We start from the raw sequence: 18,968 nt of genomic DNA on the forward strand, positions 1-18,968 counted from the left end.
GCCGCCGGCGCTAGGAGCCCGGCTGCAAGCGCCCGTCCCGCATCTCCAGCACGCGGTCGAACAGATCGAGATTCTCCGGCCGGTGCGTCACCATCAGCAGCGCCGGGCGCGGCGACAGGCGGGACAGCGCCTGCAGCAGGCGCCGCTCGGCGGGCAGGTCGATGGCGTTGGTGGCCTCGTCAAGCATCAGCAGGCGTGGACCCCGCAACAGGGCGCGGGCCAGCGCTAGCCGCTGGCGCTCCCCGCCGGACAGAAGCCCGCCGGCCTCGCCGATGACGGTGTCGAGGCCGCCCGGCAGGCGCCGCACCAGCGCCGCCGCCCCGGCCAGCTCCGACGCCTCCCACAGCGCCGCCTCCGCGCGGGCACCGTCGCCCGTCACATTGCTGCGGATGGTGTCGCGAAACAGATAGGGCTCCTGCACGACATAGGCGATGCGGGCGCGCCAGCCGGCCGTGGCGGCGGCATCGAGCGCCACGCCGGCCACCCGCACCTCCCCGCTCCCGGGGGCGATCAGCCCGGCCAGCACATCCAGCAGCGTGGTCTTGCCCGAGCCGGATTCGCCGCGGATCGCGATCCAGGCGCCGGGGTCGACGACAAGGTCGATGCCCGCCAGCCCGGCGCCCCCGCCATGGGAAACGCCGACGCCGCGCAGCTCGATCCGCCCCTCCGGGACGGCCTGCGGCAGAACGGCCGCTGCGGTGCCGGCCGCCTCCAGTTGCGCGGCCAGCGCGTCGACGGCAGCAAAGGCCGGGAGATGGTAGGCGAATTGCTGCAACGCCTGTTGCAGCGTCGCGAGGGGGCCGGCCAGCCGCGCGAAGATCAGCACCAGCAGGATCAGCACCGGCGTCGCCACATGGAACAGCAGCGCCCCGGCCGCGACCATCAGGCAGGCGCACGCCGCCGAGCCGATGGCGAAGATCATCCGCGTGCGGGCCTGGCGCGCGGTGAAGCGGCGGCGATTGGCCCGCGCCTCGCCCAGCGCGTGGTGGAACTCCCGCACGAAACGCTGCTGGAGATCCTGCGCAAGGGCGGCTTTGAGGCCCGACAGGAGATTGCCGACGGCCTGCACCTGCAAGAGGTTGGTGCGGGCAATAGCGTGCCCCAGCCCTTCGGCGCGCCGCAGCCCGGAAAAGCCATAGCCGGCGAGCGCTAAGGCCAACAACAGCGTGCCCGCCAGCGCCGGCGCGAGATACAGCGCCAGCCCGCCCTGCACCAGGATGAGCAGCACGCCGACGGCGATCTGGACGGAGAATCGCACCAGCATCGCCAGCCGGACCATGTCGGAGGCCAGAACGCTCTGGATTTCCGCATGCCGGACCGACGCCAGCGCCGCCCAGCGCGCCGACCCCAGGCACCGCAGGATCCGGCCGCGCTGGGCCTCGACGAAATCGTCCTCCACCCGCCACAACAGCCGGTCACGGGCATAGAGGATCAGCGCCCGCAACGTCATGATCGCCAGAAAGCCGGCGAGAAGAAGCAGCAGCGCGCCATCCGGGTTCCAGCCGCCGAACCACGCCGCGACCCGTCCCTCGCGGCCGGTGAGCAGTTGCAGCACGGGGATCAACAGCACCAGCCCGACGCTTTCGGCCAGCGCCCCGGCGAGGATGGCGACGAGGCTGAGCGCGCCCCGGCCCCGCGCCGAGTCCGCCAGAGCGCGGAGGAAGGCGCGCAGAAGGCGGCCCGGCCGCGCCGAAGATACCGCCGCCCGGGTCAATCGACGACCACCCTGCGGTGCGGGTTGCCGCGCAGCCTCCGGCCGAGCGCCAGCGGCAGCCGCAGCAGCGGGTAGAGAAAGTGGAGATGGCGCGGCAGCGGCACGTCCAGCGCATCCTGAAAATTAACGCTCCACCGCAGCAACTCGGCCGCCACCGCCCCGGCGCCATAGGCGGATGCGTGCAGCAGCGGCAGCAGGAACACCCGGCGGACCGCGAATCGCGGGGCTTCGTCGTCGAGGTTGGACCGGCAGAGCCGGCGCATGGCGCGCTGCCGCGCCGTCTCGCTCAGCGCCGCGATCTGCGCAGGCAGCGCCAGCCCGAACAGGTCGCGGCACAGCCCGAAGGCCAGCACGGCGCTCGGCCCGGCCCGCCGGCTCTCGGCGTGGCGATAAAGGCGCAGCAGCTCCGCTTCCGGCACGCCGGCCACCAGAGCATGGAGGTCCGCCAGCCATTTCAGGCGGAACCAGCCGCTGCGCGCGCCATGGACGCAGAGATAGGCGAACTCGTCGTCGGGATGGAAGACGCGCAGGCCGACGCCGGCAAGGGTCTCATAGGTGCCCGCCGCCGCGCGCAGGGGGGCGAGCGGCAGCAGGCGGCGATTTTCCGTCAGCCGCCAGTGTGGCTCCAGATGCACGCCGCGAACGGCATCGACCAGCACCGCCTCCATGTGCATCGCCCGCAGGGCATCGATGGTCGAGGAGGTGAGCGGCGGCGGCGGCAAGACCGGGCGATAGCCCTCGCGCATGACGAGCGCGAGCAGCGGGCCGAGAGCCTCCGGCGGGATCAGGAAATCGATGTCCTTGCCATGCTTGACCGCCAGCGACCCATAGGCGCGCTGGCCGAGCGGCGCCCCCTTGAAGAAGATCGCCTCGATGCCCGCCGCGTCAAAAAGCTGCTGAAGACGCGCGGTTTCTGCCGCCATGGCAAGGTTGTGGCGCGCCTGCGCCCCCGCGCGGCGCTCCACGGCCCGGCGCACCTCCTCCGGCGCCAGACCGGGCGCGCGGCGCAGCACCGAATGGACAAGGCCGTACACACGGTGCCGGCCAACGAGACCCAGGAACCGGTCCCAGTCGTCCACCGCCGGGGCAGGCGGTACGGCCGCCGGCGGCGACCCGCCCCGTGCCGCCTCGGCGCAGAGAAGCAGGAGCAGCGCGAAGGCCGCGTCCGTCTCGCCCACAGATCGCCCCCACTGTCCGGCCTGCGCCCGCGCGACGGCCTTGGGGAGACCGCTCTCCCAGCCCGCACCCTGCTGACGTTTTAACGGTTTCGCCAGTGGGCGCAAAGACGCCGGGCGCAAAGACTTCGGGCGCAAAGACGCCGGGCGCGCCGGCCGGCCTCATGGCCGCGACCACGCCGCACTGCCCTCGGCATTGTCGATGGTGACCTTGCCCTCGTCCGTCACCTTCAGCAGCACGCCCTTGCCATAGGTTCCGGCCGCGAAGGAGACGTTGCCGGCGGAATGGTAGAGCACGAAATTGCCGTCGGCCTGCTGGATCGCCCGGGTGCCCGTGGCGTCGGCATCGCCCTTCCGGGCGATCCAGAGCTGCCGGGGCCGTGCCGCATCCTGCATGTCCTGAAGCATCAGCCGCCCCCCCTTCGCCAGGAGCAAAGCGTAGCGCCCCGACGGCGAGGCAACGAACTGCCCCTCGCTCAAGAACTCGCCATTGCGCAGCACCGCCCGCATGTTGGGGTCGGCCGAGACGCGGGCGCCGGGCCCGCCATAGATGATATAGGCCAGCGCGTGCCAAGGCGGCCGGATGTCGAAGGGCTGGGAGGCGCCGTTCGACCCGATCTTCACATCCCGGCCGACATTGCGCGAGAGCGCGTTGTTGTCGCCGTCAATATAGGGAACCGACACCACCAGCTGCTTCACCGTCAGCATGTCGTCCTTCGGCAGATTGGCGACCGTCAGGGTGCGGTCGGGCGAGCCGCCCTTTGCGTGCAGGCGCGCATAGTCCTTGTCGCCGGGGTCGTGGCCGACGATGAAGCGCCCGCGCAGATCGGGGATCGGGTCGCCATTCGGCAGCCAGCCGCCGCCATTGCACAGGAACCACCCCGAGGGCAGCGTGGCCGGGTTGCCCGACCACATGAGGATGGCGCCCACCGGCACCGCCCCCGGCCCCGCGAGCCCCTCGGCCGCCTCTATGCTGCCGGCCACGGTGAGCCGGCCCTTGACCGCCAGCCCGGCCTGGGCCGTCGCCTCCCCGTTCACCGACAGGCCGCCCGCGATCGTCACCGGCCCCTTGGCGGCGGAAACCGTGTCGCCCACCACGACACGGCCGCTGACCGTGACGGAGGTGTTGAAGGTGGTGCGGCCATCCGGCGTGATCTCCATCTTCGGCACGCTCTCGCCCTCGCGGGTGAGGCTCAGATTGGTGCCGTCGACCTGACTGACCCGGGTGAGGGTCCATAACGGCGTCACGGTGTCGTCGCTCATTGTCCTGTTCCTTGCTGAGGGAATGCGGCCGGGCGCGCCGGCTCTGCCATGGCCTCACCGGCTCGCCACCGGGGCCGGCTCGACCCGAACCGTGACGCACGGGTCGGAACTGATGGTGACGTCCCAGGCGCCCTTGCCCAGATGGGCCTTCGACACGCTGGTCCTGCCGTCGTCGGACACGCCGATGAGCTCGAAGGGCCGATCGGGATAGGCCAGCGCATATTCGCTCACCACCATCGGCATCGAGGTGGTGACGCCCTTCACCGTGCACGTGCCCGTCTCAAGGCTCTGCGCTTTCGGCTGCAGCTCGGTACGCCGGTCGGTCCGCCAGGTCAGCGCGGCGCGGCTTTTGATGGTCAGGCGCGCGCCCCGTTCGAGATAGGGAAGGCTGGCGACGCGCCTGTTCTCGAAATAGTCGGCGGCGAACAGGCGCGGGCTCTCGACCGGCAGGCTGAAGCGCTCGCCATTGGCCTTCATCAGCCAGAGGCGCGGTTCGTTGTCGCCGCGATAAGCCGCGACGCTGCCCGTGCCGCCCGACTGGCCAAAGGATCCCGGCTGCCACTCATTGGTCTGCGGGTTGTAGGCGAGCCCGGCGCCCAGCGAGACCAGCACGCCGCCGACATTGACGAGCGGCCCCTGCGCCAGCGCGTCGACCTGCTCCCGGCCGACGCTGCGGGCCGATACGGGATAGTCGACCGCGACCGCCGCGCGCGCCGCCGCCAGCCTGGCGGGGGAGCCGCTCGCCCGCGCCTCGGCGAGCAGCGCGGCGCTGTCGGCGGTTACCTCATAGCGCGCCAGCGTGCCGCTGACCTCGTTGAGCAGGAACAGCGTCTCATTGTCGGCACCGAAGCCGTCGATCATCTGCCAGCCATAGCGCGGGCGCAGCTCGTTGGTGGCGAGCAGCGGCTCGGCCCGCCACCCACCCTTGCCGGTGGCGATGTCGCTTTCGCTGATCGAGAACGCCTTGACCGAGGAGCGCGGGTTGAGATCGGTGCTGCGATCGGTGGGCCCGATCTGCACCTGGACGAGGATGCGCCCGCGCAGCAGGGCGAGCTGGTAGTCGCGGCGCTGCGGGGCGGCGGTGTCGATGGGGTCGTCCGCCAACGTCACCGGATAGGTCGCCGTCTGTGTGTCGGGCGAGACGATGGTCATCTCGGCGAAAGCCGGGCGGCCGGGCGCGGTCTCGCCGATGGCGACCAGCGCCGCCACGCGCTCGGCATCGAGGGCGTGGACGGCGAGGCAGGGCGATTCCTGGACCGGGTGCAGGCTGGAGGCGCGGTCGCCGACGCGCAGGGGCTCGCGGACGAAGTCCGGGAACGGCTCGTTGACCTTGCCGACGCCGTCGGCGCCCATGCCACCGCCCGCGCCGACGGCCGAGAAGAACAGCCCCTTCTCGCTGCACAGCACCAGCCGACCGCCCGCGAACGCCATGCCGCGCAGTTCGCCGGTGGCGAGCGCGCTGCGGCCGGCGGCCTGCCAGCGCTCGATATCGAAGGCCCGTTCAATCGTCTCGTCGCCGTAATGCAGCCGAACGGTGGTATCCGCCTCGCCCGCCGCCTGCGGCACGACGAAGCTCATCTCGCCCGCCGTGGTCTGGCTGGCCGAGGCGCGCAGGCGCTGGAGCCGGCGGTTGCCGTGCAGGTCGGTCCAGGCCAGCACCGCCTCGCGCCGGTCGTCGGCCGGCAATTCGCGGATGTACCAGCGCGCCTTCACCGTGCCGCCGGGCAGCACGGAAGGCGGCGACAGCGAGAGATTGGCGAACTGGTCGAGCCGGCGGACATCGAGGAAAAGCGTCCGGGTGAGGATGACGCTCAGGCGGCTGTCCGGCGTGCCGGTGGTCTCGGCCGTCAGCTGGTAGGTCGCCGGCCCCAGCGCCAGCACCTTCTTCGACCCGGTGCAGGCCCCCTGCTCCGGCGCGATGGTCAGCACCGGCTCGCGGTAGTCGACAGGTCCGCTCAGCGTCGCCTGCACGCAGGGACGTATATCCCAGCTCAGGGTGACCGTGGTGCCGAGCGCCAGCGCCGTGAGCGGCGCCATATCGGCGTCGAACCGGACCCTCGCCTCCCGGTCCGGCTCGGCCGGCTTTTCCAGCCGCGCCTCGACGGTGACCGGCGGCGACAGGGCATCGAGGCTGGTGCCGACGCTCACCTGCAGCGGCAGGGATCGGTCGCCCGGCCGCAGCGGCAGGATCACCCGCAGCGGCTGGTCGCCGGCGCGGGTGAGCGCGTTTTGGCCTTCGTGCCCGTTGAGATCGAAATTGGCGATGCCGAGGCGGGTCTTGCCCGGCTCGGCGGCATCGCTGCGCATCAGGAACCAGGGCGGATCGCCGCCGGCATTCTGCAGCACGCCATTGGCCCGGCCGATATCCTGCCACAGCGTGTCGGTCTCCTCGCGGATCACCGCATCGGCGAGGCTGTCCGTGTCCAGCACGATCTCGATCAACCGGGGACGCGGCGCGCCGTCACCCGGGGAAAGCGGCGGCACCACCAGCTGCAGCGTGGGCGTCTCGCCGGGCACGACCCGCGCCTCGAGAGCGGGCGCGCCGGACTGTGCCCGGCACGGCCCGGCGCCGAGAGAGGCGATCCCCGCCAGCAGCACGGTAGCGAGAAGGGTGCGCGACAGTCTGCGGTGCATCATCATGGATCCGTTCTCACGCCTCTCGTGTCGCGTTTGCCGGTCGCTCGGGGCGCCGCAGGATCAGCCGCCCCTCCATCGCCGAGGGGATCGATCCGTCGAAGCGCGGATCGGCCGAAAGCGCGGTGACCGGCACGCTGGCGCCATCCGCGGCGCGCAGTTCCCAGCGGCCGCCATGGCTGGCCGGCGGCGGCAGGATGGGCAGGCCGCCCCGGCAGAGCACCGGCCCGACGCCGAAGCCAATCTCCAGCCGCGCCAGCGCCGCGCGCACCTCGTCGGGCGGCAGGTTCACCGTCTTGGCGGGCAGCACGCCGCAGGCGAATTCCACCGAGGCCATCGGGTCCATCACCAGCACCAGATCGCTGGCCTCGGCGAAGCTCGCCAGCGGCGGCTCGGTCACGTCGAGGGGCGCGACGGCACCGAAGCTCAGCCCTTGCGCATGGGCGACAAGGCCATCCTGCGGGCTCCGCCGGTTGCCGATGCGCAGCGGCAGCTGCAGCGAGCCGCCGGACGTCTCCCCCGCCGCGCCGCGCACCGACTGCAGGCGCGCGCGCGCCGACACCACCGCCAGCGGACGGCCAACCAGCAGGTGCTCCGGCGCGGCCTCGCGGCGGCGGATGGTGGGAAGGGCGGACTCGATGGCAAGCATCATCCCGGCGAGGCGCTCGCCGCCCCGGGTCGCGTCCGCCAGCCAGCCGGCCAGATGCGCCAGCACCGGATCGGCGATCCCGGCGAGCGTCACCGGGCCGGGCGCGGCGAGGCTGCGCCAGGCCACGCGCGGCCCCGGCCGGCCCGGCAGCAGCGCCAGCTCGCCCAGCAGCTGGCCCTCGCCGGAGCAGACGACCAGCGCATTGTCCAGCCGGTTGACATAAAGCCAGCCGCGCAGGGGCGAGGAAGGCCCCGCGAACCGCACGTCCAGCCGGGCGCCGTCGACGAGGCGCGGCGGCAGGGCGAAGGGGCCGCATTGCGTATCGTCGGCTTCCGCCCCGAGGCGCAGGCGCGAGCGCGGATGCGGCTGCACCCGCGTCTCCGGCCGGCTGACCGGCTCGGCCCATTGCCCGAAATCATCGACCACCCAGAGATGCTCGATGCGGAACCAGCCGGCATCGAGCGGGGCGGCCTGCGCCTTCTCACTGGCAGTGAGGGGCGGCGGCGATGCCGGCAGGGCGATGCGCAGCCCGGCGGCGAGTTCCACCAGCGCCGCGGTCGCCGCCTGCAGCCGGCCGTCGGCAAGCGGGGTCAGCCATGGCAGGGCGGCATCGGGCGCGGGCATCAGCGCCTGGGCGTTGAGCCGGCGCACCGTCGCGGTGAGGCCGGAGAGTTCCTGCCCGACCAGCGGCATACGGGTCAGCGCGGCGAAATCACCATTGTTAAGGCGCGATTCGGCGATCGCCGCCTCCAGCGCGCCGGTGACGAAGCGCCCGTCCATCGGCGCGAGCAGGCTCCGCCCCCTCACCCGCGCCGGCGTGTCGCGCCGGGCCGCCGGCACATGCGCGGGCTGGCGGTAATCATAGTGCAGCGGATGCTGGCCGGTGGCGAAGGTCCAGTCCTTCAGCCCGCCGGGGCTCGCATGCCAGACGAGGTCCCAATCGATATAGAGCGGCGACCAGGGCTGCTGGCCCCACACGGCGACCAGCATTTCCGGCAGCACCTCCCGCCCGCTGCCGCCCAGCAGCACCATGGAGCGCCCCGGTGTGCCGGAACGGAAGCGCGCCTGCAGCGCCTCCTTCCAGTCCTGCCAGTCCCCCTGCCCGGCAAAGGGCGTGGTGCGGGCGAAGGCTTCCGAGGCGACCGCCTGTTCCATCCGCGCCGCTTCGCCCAGAAGCGCGGCGAGGTGGCCGGCCAGCGGCAGCCGCTTTTCCGCGATCGTGCCCGCCAGCGCGGCGAGCGCCGCTTGCGGAAAGCCGGCGCGCCCGCCCGCGGCCGGCACGTTGGCGAAGAGGTCGGCGGGCCTTCGGCACGGCAGGGGGGCGGGTTGCGTGGGACGGTTGGCGCCCGGCAGGCCGGCGAGCATCACCACCGGGTCCGCCGCCGCCCAGAAGCGCGGTTCGGCAGAGGCGCTCAGGCCCCAGCCTTGCGGCAGGCCGGCACGCAGCGCATCGACATCGGCGGCGAGCCGCACGGCGGTGGCCCGCGCCGCCTCGACCGCCTGCCCGAAAGCACCGAGATCGGCCTCCAGCGCCGCCAGCACCTCCGGCCGCCCGGCGGGGCGCAGCGTGCCCAGCCGCACCGCGATCACCCGCTCGCGCCAGAGCGTGCGCAGACCATGGCCGCGCGCCGCCAGCGCACGCACCGCGTCATTGAGCGCCGACTGCCGGGCGTTGAGCCGCTCAAGTTCCTGCGCCTGCGCGGGCGCCAATACGGGGGAATTGTCCGCCGCGTTGCCGTTCTGCACGAAGCTGTGCCGCATCCCGGCGTCCAGCGCCTTGAATCCCAGCGGATGGTCGAGCCGCCGGCGCTCGCCGGCATCGAGCCCGGCGGGGTCGGCCGCCCCCAGCAGATGCCCCTCCAGCACCGCCCATTTCGGGCGGTTCTCCGGGTCGACCTCGTCGCTCCACCACTGGTCCGACACCAGCGCGGACAGCGCCGCCGGCACCGAGGCGCCGAGCCCGACCGCCACCCGCTCCTCCTGCGGCGACAGGCCGGCATGGGCCGGCGGCGATTGCGGCGTGCCGAGCAGCGGCCCGCGATAGCGCGCGCCATCCCAGAAATTGATGTGCGCGACCTGCCCGTGGAACAGGCAGGGGCCCGGCGCGGCATCGGCGTCGCCGGCAAGGCTCCAGCCGAGATGGCCGAGCACCGCCGCGAGATCGGCGGGCTGGCCGGCGGCGTCCTTCAGCACGCGCGGCAAGGCCGCCAGCGGGTCCGCGCTGGCTGAAAAATACCAGCCGACAAGGGCGTAGCTGACGCAGGCCAGCGCCAGCCTGCCCTGCGCATCGCGCAGGTCGGCAAGCGTGTCATGCCAGGACAGGATGTTGCGGTTCTCCGCCAGGGAGGTCGCGAAGGTGGGCGAGCCGGTCCAGGGCGTGCCCATGGCGGTGAGCGTGGTGCGCGGCATCTGCGCGTGGCGGGCGGCGTCGAAGGCGTCCAATGGCACGGCAATGCCGACGGGCTGCGCCGTCAGCTCCGGCCCGGCGGACGGCTCCCGGCCCGGGGTCGCGATCGGCAGGCTGGCCGATGCGGCATCGCCCGGATAGGCCGAGCCATCGACCACCCACGCCTTCAGCTCCACGTCGCGGGGCGAGGCCGCGCGGCGCGCCATGCGCAGGATCAGCCACTGGTCCGGCAGGGCGGGAAAATGCAGGCTGTTGTTGCCCAGCGCTTTGCGCAGGCCGGCGGGAACGATCCAGCGCAGATGGACGCCGCGGTCGCCGCCCTTCGGGCGTTCGCTCTCGCGCAGCGCCAGCCGGCCTCCGGCCTCCGGCACCGCGCCGTGAAACGGGTTCAGCTTGGGATCGAGCAGATTGCGCAGCGCCGGCCCGTAATTCGCGCGCGTCGGCTTCCAACGCAGCGAAGCGCCGCGCGCGGCCGTGTGCCGCGCAAGGAACATCTCGCCGGTGTCGGGCGAGACCTCGCCCTCGATGACAAGCGCTTCGAGCTGGAGCGGCACCAGCAACGGCGCGGTGGACGGGCTGGCGGGGTTCATCGCACGGACTCCCAGACGAAGCTCTGGCTGCTGCCGCTGCTCAGCGATATGGCGGCGAAGGCGGCGGCGGACAGCGGATCCGGCACGGCGGGCGCGAGGCCGAGGACACTGAGCGCCCGCAGGCGCGCCAGCGGGCTGAACTGCCGGTGTTCGTCCGGTTCCGGCACGCCCTCTCGCGGCGCCGCGAGACGGAACGCCAGCCCTTCCGGCGGCTCCCGGAAGGTGAGCGAGGTGATCTGCCCTTCGGCGATGCCGAGCAACAGGTCGCCAGCCAGCCGCTCCAGCCGGACGGGGCGCGCCGATTCCGGCGTGGTGGCGACGTGCGTCTCCAGCCCCGGCCAGTCCGCCACCAGCGTCGAGCGCAGCAGGAAGCCGGTGCGCGGCCGGTCAAGATAATCCTCGCCGGGATCGGGCATAGCGGCAGCTCCGGCGACGCAGCGCTCCAGGATCCGGGAGACGAGGCCGCGCATCGAAGGGCCGGCGGCAGCGGCCGTGCCGGTCGCGGTGCCGCTGAGGCTCAGTGCGCCATTGGCGAGCGCCAGCACCCAGTTGGGATCGAGGTGGAAAAAGCGCAGGCTGCCGGCCGGCAGCAATGTCTCGCCCGCCACCAGATAATGGAACGGGATGCCCTGCAGCAGCAGGATTCCCCGCAGCCAGCCAAGCATCGCCAGCGCCGCCTGGAAATAGCCCGGCGGCGCGGCCTCCTCGCCCGCTGCAGCGGGTTCGGCGGCAGACGCGGCATCGGCGGCCGCCCATTCGCGCTGGGTCGCCCGCAAATGGGTGCGCATGAACGTGTCCAACCGGAACGCCACTTCGCGCGGGCCGGCATCCTCGGTGATGAAGGCGCGTGTGGCGGCAAGGAAGGCGGGCGAAGCCAGCGCCATCAGCCGCCCGAGCTGCCACGCGGCGGCATAGGACAGCGTCACCGCGCCATCGTCGGGCGAGACGATCAGCGCCGCGTCGGCATGGGTGAAGGCATCGAGCGGCAGCGGCGCCACCGGCGCAGGCGCGAAGGGCCCGCGATACCAGGCCAGCACCGCTCCGCCGGCCTCCGGCCGGTACGGCATCGGTGTGTAGCCGGCGGCGAGCATGCGGGCCGGCGTTTCCGGCGTCCCTTCGGGCGTGGCGACATGCAGGAGGTCGGTGGTGAGGTCGCGGGCGACGGCCGGGAAGCTGTGCGCGAAGGCGGGATCGTGGGTAAAGCGCCAGCGCGACAGGATCACCAGCCGCAGCCGGTCCGGCCCCGCCGGCAGGGACGCGCCCGCCCCCTCGATCAGCTCTTCCCAGCCTTCGAGCGAGACGAGAAGGGCGATGTTGGCGCCGGGCGCGGGAATGCGGCCGGCGCTCACCACCGGGAACTCGCCGGCGCCGTGCATCGCGGCGCGCGGCTTGTCGTCCATGGCGGCCCTGCGCACGTGGACGAGGCGCGCCAGATCGTCCCGCGTCGGGCAGAGCCGGCGCACCAGGGCGCGGTCGAGATCCATCACCTGGGCGCGCAGATCCCGCGCATCATTGCCCGGCTCGGGCTCGAGCCGGGGGAACAGCACGGTGCCGTCGGCGCTGCGGCGCGTGGCCACGAACAGATCGGCGGGAGGAATGGCGCGCACCGCCTCCTCGCCGCCCTGCGCCTGGAACTCGGCCTCGGTGAGCAGCAGCAGCGCCAGCCACGGGGCAACGGACTCCTTGGCGACCCCCTCGCCCAGCGCCAGCTCCCGCTCCCACGGCAGAGCGCGCTTGCGCAGGACGATGGAGGGAATGTGCCGCTCGAAATCGCCCATTGCCCCGTGCGAGGGAGACCGGGCATGGATATCATTCTCGTCGATGAAAAAGCGCGGGCCGGACACCAGGAAGGCCTCGTCGCGGTAGTAATGATGCGCCTGCGCCTGCGCCGGCCCCGCCGGGGGCTGGTAGGCGATGGTCTGCTGCACGACGACGCGGTGCGTGCCGGCGGTGAGCGCCGGCAGATAGGCGTCGTAGAGCTCGACCGTGAGAGCCTCGGGCGGGGACGCGCCGGGTGTCGGCATGGTCAGGCTCCTTGCTGCCAGCTGCGGTACATCGGCGGGACTGGCGGCACGCGCTCGAAGACGTCCGGCGCGGCGGGCGGGGCCGCGAGATCGACGGCAAGGCCCAGCGCGCTAAGGGCGCGGGCGGTCTCGGCCTGGCGCCGGCGGTGCTCCTCTGCCGGCGGACCGGGCGGGACAACCGGCTCCACGACGGGCTCGCGGGGCTGAGTGCCGCGAAACACAAGGTCGCGGGCGCGGTGCCGGGCGATGTCGACCACCACGCCCTCCCCGCGCCGCGTGCCGGCGGGCGGCCGCACGGCAGCGAGGCCGGTGAGATAGGCATCGGTCATCTTCGCGACGGGGGTGTCGCCCGGCGGCTGCCTGTCCCACAGCGCGGCAGGCATGGCCTGGCGCTCGGGCTCCGCCTGCCATGCGCTGAGATCGACCGGCACGCTGGCGCCGCCGGCCATGTCCTTGACCAGCGTGACCGCCAGTACGGACTCAGCCGTCCAGACCGACAGCGGCACGAGACCGAAGGCCGGGCTCGCGGCGGCGTACCGGGCCGCACCGGCTTCCAGCGTCAGCGGCTTGGCGACGGCAAGGCTCCGGCCGCTCCACAATCGGGGCGGCGGCGCGCCCGTGAGCGTGCCGAAGGCCAGCGTGGTCGCCGGCACGACCGACGTCGCCGACAGCACCAGCTCGTCACCGCGCACGATCCACGGACCGCCGGGCGGCTTGTCGCCCGGCTGCGCGAGGCGCCCGCCGGCAAGGCTCGCGCCGCAGATGGCCGGGCCTTCCACCGCGCCGCCGGCGGCGGGCACGCGCTCCCAGGCCGTGCTCGCCTTGTCGAGGAACAGCGCGCCGAACTGGCCCCATGTCTCGATCGCCGCTTCGGCCCTCTCCCCGCCAAAGGCGATCTCGAACGAGAGCACCGAGATTTTCACCGTGGCGCGCCCGGCGAAGGGCGGGCCCCGTAGGCTGAGGACGACGTCGAGACTGAGATTGATCGTCGTGATCGGCAGTTCCGCCTCGACCCGGATCGATATCCCGGCATCGAGCCGGTATTCCAGCGGCGCCCATTTCAGCAGGAAGTCGACCGCCGCCACGAACCAGGCCTTCACCCGGCCGCTGATGAAGGCGGCCTCCAGCCGTCCGCCTGCCATGAGATGCGAGGGGGTGAGCGCGCAATAGAGCTCGCCCTTGATCGTCAGCCCCTCCGTCACCGCCCAGTTGAGGCCGAGGCGCGGGACGGTAGGATAATGCGCCGGCGGCGCGAAGTCGCGGTGATAGCCGCCGAGGGTGAGAACGACATCGCCCTTGCGCGCACCGGAAGACCACGCGCCGAGCGCGAAGCCGCCGGCGAGCCGGCAGTTCTCGTCCAGCACCCACGAATGGCCGGTGAGTTCGGCCTGCAGCAGGAACACCCCCTCCTCCGGCCGCAGCGTCATTTTGAGCGCCATCTCGACGCGGCAGAATTTCTGCGCGCCCGCCGATTTCTCAAACCGCGCGAGGCCCAGAAGCGAGAACTCGACCTCGTTGCCGAACTGCGCGATGGCCAGCGCAAAGGCGTCGATGGCCTCGGCAAGGGTGAAGCGCAGGCCCAGCGCGGCGAACATCTGGCCCTCTTCGAAGGGCAGGTGCCGTTCGAGCGCGGTGAGCGTTTCCATCGCCGAGGATGTGTCGCCGGGCGCCGCCGCGCCGTCCTTCATGGCGAGGGCGACCAGCGGAAAGTCCGCCACCGCGCCGATATCGGGCACCACCACCCGGCGGTTATAACCGAAGCCGAGTGCCATGCCGGTGAGGCTGATGGCGCCGAGCTTGATGCCGGCCCCACCCGTCAGGCTCAGCGCGCCATAGAGGAACAGCGAGGTGGCGGCGCGCCCCTTGCCGACGGGATAGCGGCCATACAGGCCGACCACGCCGACCGAGAGTTTCGGCAGCTGGATGCTGAGCTGGCCGCCATAGACGTTTTCCGAAACCCGCAGGAACCCGCCCTCGACCGAGACGGCGCCGCGCCTGAAGCTGAGGCTCAGGCCCTTCAGCCGGCCGCGCGGCGCGGCGAGGCTGTCGAGGCGGAGGTCGACCCCGGCATCCATCAGCTCCAGCTTCACGCCGGCGAGGTTGATCCTGCCGGCGAGCGCCGCGGAGACCTCCCAGCTGCCCTCCGCTTTCCGGACGCCGACGCCCAGCCGGGCGAGGTGCAGCGGCCCGCAACCCTTCTGGATCGGCAGCCAGTGCAGATCGTCCGACGACGCCTTGATGTCGGACGGCGCCGTGCTGGCAGTGGCCGTAGCGGCCCCAGCCTTGCCGGCCCCACCCTCGCGGACTTCTGCGGACGGCGCGGGCGCCCCCGCCCCCGCCTTGGTCTCCACCCTCTTCGGCGGCGGGTAGCTGATAGCCTTCTCGTAATCCAGCAGCCGGAGCGTACCGGTGAGCGACAATGTGCCGGTGACATCGACAGGCGGCGGGAAATCGGCCACCGGCAGATGGGCGAAAAGAGCCGCGATGTCGGCCGCTTCCGGGGTGGAGACCACGCCGAGCCGCAGCGCCTCGATGCCCACGGTCTTCTTGCCGCCCTGCTTTGCCAGGGCATCGGCCGCCGCGCCGATCGGCTCGCCGATGACCGGCAGGTCGCGGAAGTCGATCGTCGCCGGCCCCATCCTCAGGCTGTAGTCCCAGCCCCCCTCATCCGGCTTGAGCCGCGCCGCCACCAGGGTGAGGCGGGCATCGTCGCCCTTGATCCTGAAGCCGAAATTCAGCGCGATGCGCGTTCCCTCGCTGCCGAGGCGCAGGGCGCCGGCCATGCGGGTGACGATGACGCTCTCCGCCTGGAAGGGCGGTTCGAAGCCGATCTCGCGGGCGATGGCGCCGAGCGCCCGGCCGAGATCGAAAGGCGTATCGGTGCCGAAGGTCACATTCCAGGTTCCGCCGGCATAATCGAGGTCGAGCGCAACCTCGGCGGTGTCGAACCGGATCGTCCCCTTGCCCGAGAGCGACAGCGCGCCTTCATGGCGGACCTCCAGCGCCGCCAGCTTGACCGTGAGCCCGGCGACGGCGAAGGCAGAGCCCGATGTCGCCGAGAAGGCGAAGGCGGCCTGTCTCCCCAGCGTCAGCGACACCTCGACATCGTCGATCTCGACAGCCGACAGCTCATCCGGGGCGGTGATCTGCAGCAGGTCGGCGGCCAGCGCGCCGATCGGCAGGCGCGGAAGGAAGAGGCTGCCCTTCATCCCGTCGTCGATGTCGATCTCGACGTTCGCCTCCACATCGCCAATGCCGAGGGTCGCCTCCAGCCGGGCGGTGAAGCCCGCTTGCCGCTGCCGGCTGATCTCGAAGCGCACATCGCCGATCAGCAGGGTGCCGCTGCCGACGGGAAAGGCGAGAAAGCCCGCCGTGACGACGGAGAAGGAACAGCTTCCCTCCCGCATATTGGCGTCGATGGCGAGGTCGACGAATTGCAGGCTTTCCCGGCCCCCAACCGGGGCGAGCGTGGCTGCGAGCGCCTCCGGCAGCGAGGCGGTGCTGCCGGAGGCGAGCCCGGCGTGGAAGCTGCCATCGGGCAAGCTCAGCACCGTCTCGAACCGGACGACCTCCGCGCCGTTGCGCATCTCGCCAATGCCGGTGAACTCGGCTTCGAAAGTGACCGCCTCGCTCTTGAAGGTCCCCTTGGCGTGGAGGCTGGGCGTCACGCGGAGCAGGTCGAACAGGGTGAAGGGCTGGCCATAGCCGAGCCACAGCGCGACATGCGCGCCGTCGAGACCGGTCAGCGGGGTGGTGATTTCGAGACGGCGCAGGCCCGGGACGGCAGCGTCCAGGCTGCCGAGGGCCTCGCCGAGCGCGGTCTCGATCTCCGGCGCCAGACCCTTGAGCAGCGCGCCGGCCTTTATAAGCCCCGGCGCATCGGCTACAATCGCCAGTTGCTTTGCGACAGGATCGATGCGGATCGAGGCGGCCAGATCCTGGTCGTCAAGGGCGATCCGGCCCTGCAAAGCGAGAGAGAATTGCGGCGTGGCGCCGGCGTTCACCCGTTCGGCGCCGATGCTGGCCGTGGCCAGCGCGATGGAGAGCCGGCCGTTCAACAGCACGAGCGGTGCCACCGCCAGCGCGGTGTGCGCCTCGATCCAGCACCCCCCGGTGCTTCTGCCGACGCAGCCGGCGACGCGCACGCTCCCCTCCAGCCCGAAGCGCTTGCGCATTGCGGCGTCGAGGTTCGGCAGCAGCGTCGCCTCGCCGGTGAAGTTGAGCCCCGCGCGCAGCGGCGCCAGCTCGTGCGGCCAGTCGCCGTCGAGCGCTTCCGCCGTGCGGCGGATGAGGGCGAGATCGCCGGCGCTCGCCTTGCCCCCGGCAGCACCGGCGGCGGCAAAGTCATAGGAGGAATAGCGCAGCTGCACCGCGCGAAGGCACAGCGCCTTGTCGATCACCGCCCGCGAGGGCTTGAACTCGCCAAAAGCCTCGCCGGGCCGCCAGACCTCGTAGCGCTCACGCGCGGCGAGGAAGACGCGCGTGCCGACCGATCGCGTGCCGGCGGAACGCGTGCCTTTGGCCGCGAAGACCGGTAGCTCGAACAGCTGCGCCGAAACCGCGCCGCCGCCCTGCGACAGCGACAGCAGCCAGTCGTCGAGAAGCACACAGCCATGATCGCCAAGCCCCAGCGTCTCGAACTGGTCGGGCTCGATGACCGTCAACGACCTGACGCTTTGCGTCCCGGCCTTCTCTTGCGCACCCGCCATCCGCCTCGCCCCACTTCGCCGCCCCCGCGGCGTGCCTATGTCTGGAAATGCGTTGCCGTTGCTTCAGACCGAGATCGCGACGTCATCGAAGAACTTGGTCAGGTCGGAGAGCTCGACGGGGAAGAACGCGCTCTGCCGGGTGTCGCGGGAGGCAAAGGCGCGCAGGCGCTCGACCTCGTCCTCGCGCCCCAGCAGCTCCGCTTCCAGAATGGTGACCGCGTTGCGCGGCAGGGAGGCGATGTCGTCCACCGCCTTGCCGGAAAGCGAGACCGTCCGGCTCCCATCCGCCGCCTCGACGATCTTCGGCACATAGCGCCTGATGTAGTTGCTCCAGGGGTTTCGCAGATAGACGAAGCAGAGTTCCTTCGTCCCACCCTTCGCCGTGATCTCGATCTTGTGCGTGTCACCGATCAGATAGGCGTGGCCGGGCACCAGGCCCTTCTTCTTGCTCTTGATGTTCTTGCGCAGGATGAGCCAGGCGGGTTCGGTGCCGAGGACCTTCTTGGTTCCCGCGAAGGCGACCGACACCGTTCCCCCCATCGGCTTCAATCCGATCTCGATCTTGGAGAACAGATTTTCCTGGTAGTCGGCATAGATCCCTGTGCCGCGCTTTCCGGGAAATGAGACAAAGATGAAGTCATCGATGACATTGCCGAAATTGAACGGCCGCAATCCGAGCCGGGGATCATCGACATCGTCCGGCTGGATCTTTTCAATGAGAGGAGCGATGTCCTCCTGACGCATCTCCTGCCGATACTCGATCTTCGAGGCGATCAGCTTCAGGCATTTGTCGACCGCAGGACGACGATCGGCACGGGTCGCCCGGACATGCTGGCGGATGGCGAGGCGGAGATCGGGGAGTCCGGTCGGCGGAACAGCCCCTCCCGCCAGCGGGCCGGTCAATGCGTCCAGCTTTCGCCCCGCGACCTCAAGAAAAGCGTCGAGAAGCGCTTCCCACGGCATGTCCAGCGCCGACGGCCGGGCCTCGTCGAGCATCGCGCGCAGCAATTCGCACCGGAAGACGCTCGTCGGCAGGCGAATGTCGCCGTTCTTGCCGGAAATCGTCTTCGTCGGCGACACCCACTCCATCTCCTCGCCGGTGAGATGCTGGTAGGCTCGGCCCGTGGAGCCGCCGGTAAGCGCTTCAATATAGGTGCGGGCGTAGCGTTCATCCGGGGCCTTCGGCGGGGGGCAGACGACGTTCGGGAACGGCCATGTCGGCTCGGCGGGCAGCGGCGGCGCGCGGCCGGGGATCTTGATCAGCCTTCGGAGCGACAGCGGCTGAAGATAGTAGGTCCTGAAGAAGGCATAGGCCTTCTCGATGAAGTACGGCCAGACCGCGCCGTGCTTCTGCAGCGGAACGGCGCGGCCCTTGACCACGGCGTGCAGTATGGTGCGCGGCACGCGCACCACCACCGGTTGAAACGCCGGACCGACAGGGGCGAAGAACCGCACATGGACGTAATCGGCATCGCCGCCGATCATCTCGCGGAAGAAATCGTGCGGCTTCGTGCGGATCAGCGCGTTGATGGCCGACAGAAGGTAGCAGTCGCCGATGGCGCCCTGCTGCACATCGGCGAAGTCGGGCTCGGTCCGGAACAGGTCCTCTCCGCCGGCAACGTAGCGATACGCGGCGCTGGGCGGCGGCAGATGGGCGTCCTCGAACTGCTTATGGCTCCAGGGGGCGAAGGCCGTGCCGGGCGGCGGCGTCAGGAGGACGGGGGCATCATAGGCGAGCGCACCATTGCGCAGTTGTTCCGGCGTGAGCGGCATCCATCGCCCCCAAGACATCATCAATCCTGA

The 18,968-nt window shown here is 71.4% G+C and carries 8 protein-coding genes; all 8 read right to left on the bottom strand.

Going from position 1 to position 18,968, the window contains the following annotated elements; translation table 11 throughout:
- Positions 1-10: 10 nt before the first annotated feature.
- A complete protein-coding gene (locus ACQY76_RS00165) occupies positions 11-1,714 on the bottom strand; it encodes an ATP-binding cassette domain-containing protein (RefSeq protein WP_428030908.1) in 1,704 nt (567 codons plus the stop codon).
- The gene (locus tag ACQY76_RS00170; RefSeq protein WP_428030909.1) at positions 1,711-2,892 is read right to left on the bottom strand and encodes a nucleotidyltransferase domain-containing protein; all 1,182 of its coding nucleotides are present in this window, start codon (positions 2,890-2,892) and stop codon (positions 1,711-1,713) included. The genes ACQY76_RS00165 and ACQY76_RS00170 overlap by 4 nt, the downstream gene beginning before the upstream one ends.
- A 159-nt stretch (positions 2,893-3,051) precedes the next feature.
- A complete protein-coding gene (locus ACQY76_RS00175; protein WP_428030910.1) occupies positions 3,052-4,152 on the bottom strand; it encodes a hypothetical protein in 1,101 nt (366 codons plus the stop codon).
- Between the two features lie 54 nt (positions 4,153-4,206).
- The gene (locus ACQY76_RS00180) at positions 4,207-6,792 is read right to left on the bottom strand and encodes a hypothetical protein (RefSeq protein ID WP_428030911.1); all 2,586 of its coding nucleotides are present in this window, start codon (positions 6,790-6,792) and stop codon (positions 4,207-4,209) included.
- 10 nt (positions 6,793-6,802) lie between these two features.
- Positions 6,803-10,432, bottom strand: coding sequence for a hypothetical protein (locus ACQY76_RS00185; protein ID WP_428030912.1), 3,630 nt, complete (start codon positions 10,430-10,432; stop codon positions 6,803-6,805).
- Positions 10,429-12,456, bottom strand: a complete 2,028-nt coding sequence (locus ACQY76_RS00190; protein WP_428030913.1) for a hypothetical protein — start codon at positions 12,454-12,456, stop codon at positions 10,429-10,431. Before ACQY76_RS00190 ends, ACQY76_RS00185 begins: the two co-directional genes overlap by 4 nt.
- A 2-nt stretch (positions 12,457-12,458) precedes the next feature.
- Complete coding sequence (locus ACQY76_RS00195; RefSeq protein WP_428030914.1) at positions 12,459-17,120, bottom strand: DUF6603 domain-containing protein; 4,662 nt, start codon at positions 17,118-17,120, stop codon at positions 12,459-12,461.
- Between the two features lie 108 nt (positions 17,121-17,228).
- On the bottom strand, positions 17,229-18,938 hold the full coding sequence (locus ACQY76_RS00200; protein ID WP_428030915.1) for a C2 family cysteine protease: 1,710 nt from the start codon (positions 18,936-18,938) through the stop codon (positions 17,229-17,231).
- Between the last annotated feature and the right edge of the window lie 30 nt (positions 18,939-18,968).

It is taken from the genome of Ancylobacter sp. (assembly GCF_965279025.1).
In the GTDB taxonomy this organism is placed as follows: Bacteria; Pseudomonadota; Alphaproteobacteria; order Rhizobiales; family Xanthobacteraceae; genus Ancylobacter.